Below are 11,533 nucleotides of genomic sequence, written 5' to 3'. Positions count from 1 at the left end.
TTACGGTCAACCTGTCGGATGCCGGTTAACGTTATCATAGTGGTTCCGTTTTTATGGGAGTGAGGGACATTTTAACTTTGTATGGGGGAAAAAATGATTGTCACGCCTCCCTGCTCATTTCAAATACATTTGTCTGAAGCTGGTCGGCGTCATGCCGCAATACTTTTTGAATAAGCCGCTGAAATACGGACGGTCCTCATACCCGAGCATTTGTGAAATTTCCTGCACCTGCACCCCTGCAATCAACAATTCCTTCGCCCTTTCCATTCTCATCTTGGTAATATACTGAATCAGGGTCATGCCCGTCTCCTTTTTGAAAGCGTTCGCAAAATAGCTTGGGCTTAAATGAACCGACCGCGCACAGATGTGAAGCGTCAGATTCTCCTGAAGATGCAGGCGGATGTATTCCCTTGCCCGGTTGATCGCTTGCGTCACATCTCTGAGCCGCTTATTCTCTACAAATTCGCAGCCCATACTGCTGAAATGATTGATGTAGCTTTTCCAGCCGCCGAAAGTCAATGAGCGATTCTCCTCCAGCGCCGACAGGTCGGCCTCCAGCTGAATGCGTTCTTCCTCGGTGATCTCATCACAAAACGCCCGGTACATGGCAAATACGAGTCCCATCAATAAGCGGATCATGGCTTGCGGCTCCGGAAATTTATGAGACAACGTCCATTGGTGGAAAATGTCGTCAATGATCAGATGGCAGCTATCTTTGTTACCACATCTGAGCGCATACAGCAATTGCTGTTCCTTTTCCACCGGGTAGTCGGGAGCCACACAATCCGCCTGCGCCAGTTCTGTATACTGGAACACGCAGTTGCCCTCGCTGTAAAAGCGGTAAGCCAGCGCTTTTACGGCATGCACAAATGCATTATGGATTTCCTGCGATCCCCGGGCTACGGTACCCAGGCCGATCGAGACGGTCTTTTTGCTGAATTTCTCCACATTCTCCCGGCAAAGCTCCAGCAACATTGAGGTTTCCAGCCCGTCCGGCGGATTAAAAATAGCCGCCAGCCGCTGCTTGCTTTCGTGCAGCACAACGCCCCGGGTGTGCATATTCAGCGTCTCGTCCAAAATATTTTTGATCGCAAACGGAATAATTTCGTTGTCGTCGAGCTGCAAGGTATAGCCGTATTCGGTATAGCAGTCCATTTCGATGGCCATGACCATCAGATTGCCGGCATCCAACTCAATTTGCAGCTCGCTCCAACGACTGTCGCTTGGGCGGCCGCCCGTCTCCTGGCGCAGCAGGCCCGTCAAATAATCCTGGCGAAGCTGCAGGTTGCTGGCATTCATTTTTTGCTCCAGCTGCTCCAGTTGCTTTAGCCTGACCTGTTCGGACTCGATCATCTTTTTTACTTTTAGCACCGCATCCAGAATTTCCGGCGGGGTGAACGGCTTCAGCAAATAGTCGGAGGCACCGAGCCTGATCGCTTCCTGTGCATAGCTGAAATCGGAATAGCCGCTGATAAAAATAAACTTGGCACGCAAACGATGGTCGGAAGCCCGCCTCATCAGCTCCAGTCCGCTGAGCTTCGGCATCCGGATATCGCTGATCACGATATCGGGATCTTTCTCCAACAGAAGAGTCCAACCATGCTCGCCGTCACCTGCGGTGCCCACGACCTTAATATGGTGTTCCGCCCAAGGAATGGTCTCGGATATCCCTTTTACAACGGCTTGAATATCATCCATAACGCACATCGTCAAATGATCCATACTGACCTCCTACATGATCGGGATTGTAATGGTAACCGTCGTCTCGATGTCCGGAATGCTCCTGAACGCAATGGAAGCCGACTCCCCGTAATGCAGGCTAAGCCTGCTCTGAAGGTTGGAGAGCGCGTAGCCCTTGCGTTCGGTACCGTGCTCGTTCACTGTCTTCTCCATCTGATCGGCATCCAGCCCGCAGCCGTTGTCAGTCACTTGCAGCAGTAGAAACCCGCCCTCACGGTACACGTTGATGACGATGCTGCCAAGATCGGCCTTGTCGCGGAATCCGTGCAAAATAGAGTTCTCCACCAGCGGCTGAAGCAGTATTTTTAACATGGAAATGGAGAAATGCGAGGGAGCCTCAATATGGATCGAATACGTGAACAGATTCTCATAGCATTTTTGCTGCAATTGCAAATACTGCTCGACGTGCTTGATTTCCTGCTGCAAGGTGGTGATATCGTTCCCATTGTTCAGCCCCAACCGGAACAGTAGCGACAAGGAGACAATCATTTCGCTGACGTCTTTTTTCTCTCCGCTCTCACTTTTCCAAAAAATTGCATTTAAAGTATTATACAAAAAATGGGGGTCTACCTGCGCCTGAAGCGCTTTGACCTCGGATTTGCGCTTGTCCTGCTCCGAAGTCCGCACCTCCTGAATCAGCAGCTGGATCTGGTCCAGCATTCGGTTGAATTTATAGCCGACAGCACTGACCTCATCCTCATATCTGCTGTTAAACCGCACCTCCAGGTCGTTATATTCCACCTCGGCCATCAGGCGCTGCAATTTATTAAGCGGTTTCAACAATGCGGAAGCCAGCAGATTGGACAGGATAAGCGCCAGCGCAATACAGAACAGCATGATCAAGATGATCAGCCAGCGAATCTGCTTCAGCGGTTGCAGCAAGTCGGCCTTGGATTGAATACTGACCAGCACCCAATCTTCGTTCATTGACAGCGTGCTGTAATTGACAAGCAAATTCTCTCCCTTGGCGTTCGTATAATTGAAGTCCCCGGCCCCTCCCCGGCTGAAATGCTCGATAAACCCCCGTTCCAAATTAAAAGCATGCTGCTGGGAATTAGGCCGGATCACCATGGTTCCATCTTTTTGCAGCAAAAACAGCTGAACCTGATTGTTCATCAGATCCTGCTCCAGAATGGCCCGCATCGCTTCCTCCCTCATGTTCACAAGCATATATACATTGGGGATATAATGATTGTCCAGAACTATCGGTTTCAGCAGCAGGGACAGAGCATTGCCCTTCCACTGAAACAGCTCGTTGCGATGAGCCCCCAGCCAGAGGGTATTCCAGGATTCCTGCTTCAGGTAGGCGCCATACTCCTCCGAAAAGCTCTTTGTCCGGTCGGGAAAATCCTTGGTGGAGAAGAAGTCTCCGATCGGCGTGTTCAGATAAGCCGTATCAATCAACGGCTCCACCAGCTTCAACTGGGCAAACGAAGTTTGCAGCAAGGATAAATTCTGATAATAGTCGGCGGTATTGTTGCTGCGGACATCCTTCATCACCTGGGTGAACGTTTCATTAAGCATAAAAGAATACGACGAAACGACAATATGCCTGAGATGCTCATCCATCACCTGTACCGATTTTTTCAAAATCCCCTGCTTGAGCTGCAAGGCACTACGCTCGATGTTTCGGGCGGCAAAGAGATAGGAGCAGATCCCCGTCACACTGATGCACAATATGGCCAGGAATATAAACAGTAGCTGGATTCTTTTTTTCAGGGATAGCTTGTAGAAATTGAGTCCCATGGATGACCACTCCTTGAAGCTCATTGTAACAACAGAACCCGATATACTCTACCCCTTGACAGCGCCGAGCGTAACTTGCATAAACGATTTATTGGCGAATACATACACCACGAGCAGCGGCAGAATGGAGAGGCAGGCACCGGCCATCATGAGCTGAATCTCGGCGGCGGCTCCGATGCCGTACCGCAGGTTGGCCAATCCTACCGGCAGCGTCTGGAGCTCCGGATTACTCATCGTAAAAACGAGCGGCAAGATGTACTCATTCCACGAGCCCTGGAATGCCGACAGCCCGGCAACAGCAAGCGCTGGCCGCAGCAGCGGCAGCACAATCCGCCAATACACCGAATAAAAGTTGCAGCCGTCAATCATCGCTGCCTCATCCAGATCCTTGGGAATGCTTTCGAAAAATCCGATCAGTATAAAATAGCAGGTGGCATGTGCGCTGACCAATATAATGACGACACCCCACAGCGTCTTGTTCAAACCGAGCATGACCATCAAATCAAATTGAGGGCGCAGCACCACGGCCCCGATTGAGATGAACAAAGTGGATGCCATGAGCAGGGTGTATAGCTTTTTCCCGATAAAATGCACCCGGTTCACTGCATAGGCGGACATCGACGCGACGATCAGGGTGCCGATCGTTGTGGTCACGCTTACAAAAATGCTGTTCAGGGTAAACCGGGAGAAATTGGCACCCTCCCATGCCTGGGCATAGTTAGAGAAATTCCAGACTTTAGGCCAGATGGTTGCCCCACTGGTCAGCTCCTGATTCGTCTTGAACGAGCCGAGCAGTACCAGCACAATCGGGAACAGTAACAGAGCGGCGACCGTGAGCAGAAACACCCAGAGCACCGTCTTGCCGGTCCAGCGAGCCAGCCTGGGGGAAAAAGTAAAGTTGGCATTCGTACGATTCATTCTGTTCTCCTCCTGCCTGCTTCTAGTAAACATCATTCAGCTTTTTGGAAATACGGAAGTAGATCAGCGTAACTCCCCCTACAATCAACGCGGTGGTGAAGCCGACCGCACTGCCGTATCCCAATTGCTGAATCCCCTGGGTTTCGCCCGATACCGGAAACAGCAGCTTGAACAGATAGAGGTACATGACCTCTGTTTTTCCGTAAGGCCCACCTGCGGTCAAAACCATGATGCTCTCATAACCTTTAAGGGAGATGGTAATGGCCAGCATGATAATCATCTGCATAACTGGTCCCAGCATCGGAATAGTCACATACTTAAGCTTTTGAAACTCATTGGCCCCGTCCAGCGAGGCCGCTTCGTAAAGATCGTTCGGAATACCTTGCAGACCGGCGAGAAACAGCAGCATATAGTTGCCGATAGCGCCCCAGATGGCGATGATAATAGTGGTCAGCATGGCATAATCGGCGCCTAGCCAATTAATCGGGGCGGAGACGAGATGGTACTTGAGCAGCAGTTGGTTCAAGATCCCGTTATAGGAGTTGAAAATAATAAAAAAGACGATCGCCATCACCGAAGCGCTAAAAATAGTAGGTAAATAATAAATCGCTCGCAACAAGGAGCGTCCCTTCAGCTTGCGATTCAAAATAATAGCCAAAACCAAGGACATGGGAAGGGTTACGAGCAGCTTGCCAAGAGCGTAAATGCCAGTATTTCCAACGGAGGACCAGAATTGATGGTCACGCAGAATGCGCGTAAAATTGCCGAGGCCAATAAAAACAGGCGTCCCGAATCCCTGATAATCATAAAACATGTAACGAAGCGCCCAAAGCAGAGGATAAATGCCGAATACAAGGGTCAGAAATAAACTCGGGAAAACAAACACATAGGCGTGTACTTTTTTCAGCTTCATAAAATGCCCCCCCTACAATCTTTAATACTGATTATAGAAGGGACAAAAATAGGACGGGATAGGGAAATCAACTTTTCAAAGGGGAGAATGTTACTCATCCAAACTTAACTCGCATAAAAACGCACCCCCTGGCATACATCGGACAAACCAAGAGGTTTGTCCCAATATCTACTAGGGGGTACTCTTCAAATCTGACAGGGGAATTTGTTTTACCCCTTAACCGACCCGGCTGCGATCCCTTCCACAATCCGGTCACTCATGATGAGGAACACTAGCAGAATGGGCAAAATGCTGATCATCAGCGTAGCCCCGATCGCTCCCCAGTCGGTCGTATATTGTCCAATAAAGTTCTGAACGCCTACGGTCAGCGTTTTGTTTTCGTCCGAGCTGATGAACGTATTGACGAAAATAAATTCATTCCAGTTATAGATCATGTTAATAATAGAGGTCGTTGCCATGACCGGGGTCGTCATAGGCAGCACAATCCGGAAGAACATCCGGTTGACAGAGCAGCCGTCCATAACGGACGCTTCTTCCACTTCCCGGGGCAAGGCATAATAGAATCCCAGCAGGATCATCATCGTTGTGGGCAGGTTAAAAGCAACATACGACAGGATGATGGACAGCGGCGTGTCTGTCAGATGCAGCTTGAGAAACATACTGAACAACGGAATCAAGGTGGAATGGACTGGAATCATCAGTCCGACCATAAAGAGTCCTAGGACCAGTTGGCTTCCTTTCCAGCGCATACGTGTAATCGCAAACGTTACAAAGCTGGCCAGCAGCACCGTTAGCACTACGGATATGACCGTAACCAACACACTATTGAAAAAATACCGCCCGATATTGCCGCTGGTCCACACATTCATATAGTTCTCCCAATGCGGCTGGGACGGGAGTGCAAACGGTGGAAGGTTAAACACCTCCTGATTATTTTTAAGTGAAAAAAGCATCAGCCACAGCAGCGGTAAAAGCTGCGTCACCGCCAGGATGATCAAAAGCGTATACAATGCGGCATAACCGACGCGAGTTAACATTTTGCCGCGGGTAGAGACACCAAGCGGATAGCTGGCGGCTGCCTGGGTTTTCATGTCCGTTCCTCCCTCTTCCTATCCTTGGTTATCCATGATCTATTCGCATGGCGTATTATGAATACTGGATTGTGTCACCGGAAGCGGTAGCCTTGCGAATCAGCCACGTAGCGACCAGACAAATGAGCAGCAGGGCAAAGGCTGTAGCACTGCCATATCCAAAATCAAAGCTGCGGAACGCCTGGTGGTACATGTAAGATGCCATCACTTCACTGGCTCCATTCGGCCCACCGTCCGTCATGACGTAGATGAGGTCAAAATATTTGAGCGAACCGACAATGGACAATATGATCGTGACGTTAATCACCTCGCGCAGCAGAGGCAATTTGATACGAGTCGCAATCTGCCAGGCACTGGCCCCATCAATCCGGGCAGCTTCCACCAGCGTTTCGGGAATGTTTTTCAGCCCGGCATAATAGATCAGAATATAAAAGCCTGCATATTGCCAAATAATCGGGATGAACAGAGCAGGCAGCACCAGAGATGGATTAGCCAACCATTCGGGCGGGTTGTGAACTCCGAGCGACGCCAGCAAGGAATTCAGCACTCCGTTCGTCGGATGATACATTTTGAGCCACAATTGCGCGATAGCTACAGAAGACAGCAGCATGGGAATCAGATAAATTTTCCGCAGCAGATTCGCTCCCTTGATATTCCCTGACAAAATCATCGCAATCACCAGATAACCGATCAGACTGACGCCTGAAAACAAGGCCAGCAGCAGGGAATGCCAAGCACTTTGCCAGAACGCTGTGTCTGTGAACAAATGTTGATAGTTGTCCAGCCCGACAAAAGTCATAGGGCCGATTCCATTCCACTGATTCAGGCCATAATAGCCGGTCAGCACAATAGGCACATAAATCACAGCAAGCAACAGCAGCAGGGAAGGCAACACATACAGGGCAATGACAAGCTTATTGGACATGACCTTTTCCACGGCCGGACCTCCTTAAGCGCTCAATTTCAATTTCCTTTCTCGATGGCAGCCTTATGCTGCTCGGCAAATTGTTGCGGTGTCACCGCTTTGCCAAACAACGCCTGAATCATATTCAAATGTACCTGCGCTGCATTCGGCTTCATCTGTACATCGGCGAACAATGTAATGCTGCTGGCTTGATTCAGACCATTCAGCAAATCGACATACAACTTGGGCAAATCTCCTTTGGAGGTGTCTACTTTCGTCGCTGGAATAACACCCGCCTGCGTGACCGATTGCTCACCCCATTGGACTACGAAATATTCAACGAACGCTTTGGCCTCTTCTTTTACCTTGGAATTTTCCGAGACAAACAAGCCTACTCCCGGACCTCCTACCCAACTGTTCTCGTTGCCCTTGCCGCCTGCAACCATCGGAAATTTAAAGAAGCCGATTTGATCTTTAAATGCTTGCGGGATGGCGGGGTTGGTCGTAAAATTCGGCAATTCCCAAGTCCCCATCAAATACATAGCGGCCTTGTCGTTCATAAACTCGGATTTTCCTTCATCATTGGACAAGCCGTTAAATCCCTTGTTAAAGGCATTCATATCTACAAGCGTCTGGATTTCGGAGGCCGCCTGAATTAAACCAGGGTCATCGAACGAGCCTGAGCCGTCAATCGCTTTTTTCAGCGTTTCGTTACCCGCTATACGTTCCGCCAGATACATATACCAGAGCGAGCCGGTCCAGCGGTCTTTATTGCCCAGTGCAATCGGCGCAACGCCATGATCCGCAAGTGTTTGCACAGCCTGCTTCAATTCGTCAAGTGTCGCTGGTACTTTCAGATTGTATTTTTGGAATATAGCCTTGTTGTAGTAGATGGGTGAAATGTTCAATTCGATCGGAAGCGCATACGTTTTTCCATTCAGCGCATAGGCTTCAGTCGTTCCCGGTACGAATTTATCCTTCAGCTTTGAACCATTCAACAGGTCATCCATCGGCGTAAATAATCCGCCTTTGACGTAAGGCTCCATGAAGCCCGCTGCCCAGGTGATGCCGATATCCGGCAATTCATTGGAGGCCGACAGCACTTTGAGCTTATTTTTGTATTGTTCATTTTCCAGCACTTCCTGCTGAATGACGACATTCGGATGATCCTTTTCGTATTGATCTATGATCTGGGTCACAAGCTTGCTTTGCTGTGCCGAGCTTCCCTCTGGCCACAGATGCATCATTTTGAGGGTAATCTTTCCCCCTTCTCCCTCAGAACCACCCTTGCCATCTTTACCAGCACCGCAACCGGATAGCACCAGCATCAATGACAGCAGCAGGGTCAACCCAGCAACCCATTTTCGGTGTGAACGCTTACGCAAACCATACTCGTTGGACATCGTTAGACCTCCATTAATGTAGTTTTATTTTTTTGTAACCGTTACCATTTGTAAGTTTAGCACTCCATTCCTGCTTTCAACAGGGTACGCTGATTGGGTATAATTCCACTTTTATTGGGTTGTGTATTGGGCAGTGGCTGCCTACGCTGTCAATCAATATTCCCCGGCTCTTTACGCATCTGCTGCCTGTAGCGGCTGGGACTTACCCCCTCGGACACTTTGAACACTTTAATAAAATATTTATCAGTCCTGTAGCCTGAACGCTCTCCGATTTGCGCAATCGTCAGTTGGGTATGCAGCAGCAGCTCCTTGGCCCGTTGCATCCGCAGCCGGTGCAGATATTCGGTGAAGGACAAGCCACTTTGCTCCTTGAACAAAACGCTAAAATAGCTCGCATTCAGGTGTGAATGCGCGGCAGTCTGCGCCATCGTGATGGATTCGTGAAGATGCTCCGCCATATAGATGCAGGCACGCCGTATCGGATCACTAAGAGTAGCCGCTTGGAGGTCAAGCTCTAACAGAACAGGATCAGCTATCTTTTCAAGCTGCTCATACCGCTGCCGTTCCTCTTCCAGCCGGAGCGCTTCATCTACTGCATTAAGCAGCTCCTGCTTATCAATCGGCTTGAGCAAGTAATTGACGGCTCCCAGACGAAGAGCCTGCTGGACATAATCAAACTCCGCATATCCCGAGATGACAATGATCGCCGGCCGGCGGGAATCCCGTTCCAGGGAGCGGATCAAATCCAGTCCGCTGAATTCCGGCAACCGGACATCCGTAATGAGCAGATGGACGGTCTCCGCACGCAGCGTATGTAATGCTTCCAAACCATTACCCGATGTCACAATCCGGTATTTCCCGGCTGCCCATTGCTCCAGTGTCTGATGTATTCCCTGACGTGTTCGCTGTTCATCGTCTACAATTACAATGGTTTTGGATGAAACACTCATTCCTACCGCCCTCCGTATTCATCAGGAATTTCAAAAGCGACCACCGTTCCTTCCTGCACAGCACTATGTATCAGCAAACCGTCCGTTGGATCATATACACTGTCATAATAGAGGGCGAGCCTGCGCTGCACATTAACCAGTCCCATACCTGTCCCCTTGCTCTGGCTGATCGATCCCCCCGTCAGTGCTGTATGCACAGCCGCAAGTTCCTCCGGTGTCATGCCAGGTCCGTCATCTATGACCGCGATCTTGGTCCATCCCGGTCTTGCCGAAGGAGTGGCACGGATTTCAACACGACCGTTGCCGATACGATTTTCGACGCCATGCAAAATGGCATTCTCTACAATAGGCTGGATTAGCAGTTTAGGAAGCGGAATTCTCGCCGCCTCTGGAGGCATATGAATTTGCCAGCTCAGACGTGCACCCAGGCGCATCTCCATCAGTTCCAGATAACGGCGGACTTGTGCCATTTCTTCCCCGAGTGTCACCCAAGCGTCATGGTGAGCCGGCTCAATAATATAACGAAACAGCCGTGACATCGACACCATCAGCCCGGCAAGCTCCTCCTCCCCCTTTTCCTGTAGCGACCAGTTGAAAGCATCCAGCGTATTAAAAAGAAAATGCGGATTGATCTGCGCTTGCAGGGCTTTAAGCTCGGTCTGGCTTTGCAGAACCTCCTTCTCACAAATGACACGGATCAATTCATTGATATCAACAATCATCATGTTGTACTCTGCGTTCAATTCCCGCAGCTCAACCGCTGCTGCCGGTTCTGGATTCAAGGCCAATGCTCCTTGGCGTGAACGGCGCATCGCTTGGATCAAGTGACCTATCGGTCTGGTAATCAACGTAGACAGCATAAAGGACATAAACAGGAATAACACGGCACCAAGAGACGCGGAGATGATAAGTGTAGTCCGTAAAACCGTAATTCCGTCGGTGACGACGCTAACCGGAATCAGGATCAGCAGCGACCAGCCGGTCCGCTCCGATTGCTGCACCGCCTTCACATATTCCCGTTCTCCAATATGAACCGTCTGTGCCTTGCTGTGCAGTACACCTGACAAATCCATCTGGTTCATAGGCTCGCCTGACAGCAGCTGGCCTTGACGATCTACGAGCAGCATCGTTTCACTCGCTTCTTCCTTGACCGCCGATACATCATTCAGCCCAAAATAACTTCGCTCCATGCGGGTAATCAGATATCCTCCGCGTGAAAACCAACGGTCCACCAGACTCACCTGCCGAATCGCCAGCAGCGACCGAGGGTCCTCGGGATCGATGCCGATCCAGACTAATCTTCCTTTCATCTCATTTGCTTCCCGGATGTCCGCCTGTCCGATCCGCTCCTCCAGACTGCCCTCCCTGATCGGAAACAACATCTTTCCTTCAGCGGTATACAGCTCCAAAGAGCCAACACTCGGCATATAAGCCTGGTAGCTATGCATCACCTGCAGTAGTGATTGACGCTGCCGAAAAGTCACCTTGCCCCCGCTGCGCTCCTCCAGCAAAATATGCTGAACAGACGGATGGTTTGCCACCTGCTCCGTCAGGCTGTCCATCTGGCCGATTAATGCATCCAGCCTGCCGCTTGCTTGTACCGCCGTCTGACCAATATGCCGCTCGGCACTGTTTTTCAACAGGTGAGAGACATTGAGGTAAATGAACGCCCCCGCCACACTCATCATAATGAGCATCACCAGTATAAATCCGATAAAAATCTGATTACGCAACGTGTTTAATGGTTGGAAACTTGAGCGCATATGCATTCTCCCCCTGAACAATCGCATAAAAGTCGTATTGATAGCGCTTTCTCTTCTTATTTTATCGTATCGTTCTCCTTTGTTGATGTATTTTAGTAAACATAT

General features: G+C 49.9%; 9 protein-coding genes. All 9 read right to left on the bottom strand.

Features of this window, described 5'->3' with window-relative positions; translation table 11 throughout:
- Positions 1 to 114: 114 nt before the first annotated feature.
- Positions 115 to 1,722, bottom strand: a complete 1,608-nt coding sequence (locus B4V02_RS07185) for a response regulator transcription factor (RefSeq protein WP_094154270.1) — start codon at positions 1,720 to 1,722, stop codon at positions 115 to 117.
- 9 nt (positions 1,723 to 1,731) lie between these two features.
- Positions 1,732 to 3,486: a sensor histidine kinase gene (locus tag B4V02_RS07180; protein WP_094154269.1), complete on the bottom strand. Its 1,755-nt coding sequence runs from the start codon at positions 3,484 to 3,486 to the stop codon at positions 1,732 to 1,734.
- A gap of 48 nt (positions 3,487 to 3,534) precedes the next feature.
- Complete coding sequence (locus B4V02_RS07175) at positions 3,535 to 4,404, bottom strand: carbohydrate ABC transporter permease (protein WP_094154268.1); 870 nt, start codon at positions 4,402 to 4,404, stop codon at positions 3,535 to 3,537.
- 22 nt (positions 4,405 to 4,426) lie between these two features.
- Positions 4,427 to 5,317 carry a carbohydrate ABC transporter permease gene (locus tag B4V02_RS07170; protein WP_007431494.1) on the bottom strand — a complete coding sequence of 297 codons (891 nt, stop codon included), beginning with the start codon at positions 5,315 to 5,317 and terminating at the stop codon, positions 4,427 to 4,429.
- Between the two features lie 209 nt (positions 5,318 to 5,526).
- Positions 5,527 to 6,408 carry a carbohydrate ABC transporter permease gene (locus B4V02_RS07165; protein ID WP_007431495.1) on the bottom strand — a complete coding sequence of 294 codons (882 nt, stop codon included), beginning with the start codon at positions 6,406 to 6,408 and terminating at the stop codon, positions 5,527 to 5,529.
- Positions 6,409 to 6,463: 55 nt separating this feature from the next.
- Complete coding sequence (locus tag B4V02_RS07160; RefSeq protein WP_007431496.1) at positions 6,464 to 7,345, bottom strand: carbohydrate ABC transporter permease; 882 nt, start codon at positions 7,343 to 7,345, stop codon at positions 6,464 to 6,466.
- Between the two features lie 26 nt (positions 7,346 to 7,371).
- On the bottom strand, positions 7,372 to 8,715 hold the full coding sequence (locus tag B4V02_RS07155; protein WP_094154267.1) for an extracellular solute-binding protein: 1,344 nt from the start codon (positions 8,713 to 8,715) through the stop codon (positions 7,372 to 7,374).
- A gap of 149 nt (positions 8,716 to 8,864) precedes the next feature.
- The gene (locus tag B4V02_RS07150; RefSeq protein ID WP_094154266.1) at positions 8,865 to 9,665 is read right to left on the bottom strand and encodes a response regulator transcription factor; all 801 of its coding nucleotides are present in this window, start codon (positions 9,663 to 9,665) and stop codon (positions 8,865 to 8,867) included.
- A 2-nt stretch (positions 9,666 to 9,667) separates the two neighbouring features.
- Positions 9,668 to 11,428, bottom strand: coding sequence for a cache domain-containing sensor histidine kinase (locus tag B4V02_RS07145; RefSeq protein WP_094154265.1), 1,761 nt, complete (start codon positions 11,426 to 11,428; stop codon positions 9,668 to 9,670).
- Positions 11,429 to 11,533: the final 105 nt, after the last annotated feature.

Source organism: Paenibacillus kribbensis, from assembly GCF_002240415.1.
In the GTDB taxonomy this organism is placed as follows: domain Bacteria; phylum Bacillota; class Bacilli; order Paenibacillales; family Paenibacillaceae; genus Paenibacillus; species Paenibacillus kribbensis.
Note: the sequence above shows the minus strand (reverse complement) of the source record. Positions and strands in the feature narration are given on the sequence as shown.

Excerpts from the sequence above, each read along its gene's own strand:
- B4V02_RS07150 (WP_094154266.1), bottom strand. The coding sequence starts at position 9,665 with ATGAGTGTTTCATCCAAAACCATTGTAATTGTAGACGATGAACAGCGA.
- B4V02_RS07175 (WP_094154268.1), bottom strand. The coding sequence starts at position 4,404 with ATGAATCGTACGAATGCCAACTTTACTTTTTCCCCCAGGCTGGCTCGC.
- B4V02_RS07165 (WP_007431495.1), bottom strand. The coding sequence starts at position 6,408 with ATGAAAACCCAGGCAGCCGCCAGCTATCCGCTTGGTGTCTCTACCCGC.
- B4V02_RS07145 (WP_094154265.1), bottom strand. The coding sequence starts at position 11,428 with ATGCGCTCAAGTTTCCAACCATTAAACACGTTGCGTAATCAGATTTTT.
- B4V02_RS07185 (WP_094154270.1), bottom strand. The coding sequence starts at position 1,722 with ATGGATCATTTGACGATGTGCGTTATGGATGATATTCAAGCCGTTGTA.
- B4V02_RS07155 (WP_094154267.1), bottom strand. The coding sequence starts at position 8,715 with ATGTCCAACGAGTATGGTTTGCGTAAGCGTTCACACCGAAAATGGGTT.
- B4V02_RS07170 (WP_007431494.1), bottom strand. The coding sequence starts at position 5,317 with ATGAAGCTGAAAAAAGTACACGCCTATGTGTTTGTTTTCCCGAGTTTA.
- B4V02_RS07180 (WP_094154269.1), bottom strand. The coding sequence starts at position 3,486 with ATGGGACTCAATTTCTACAAGCTATCCCTGAAAAAAAGAATCCAGCTA.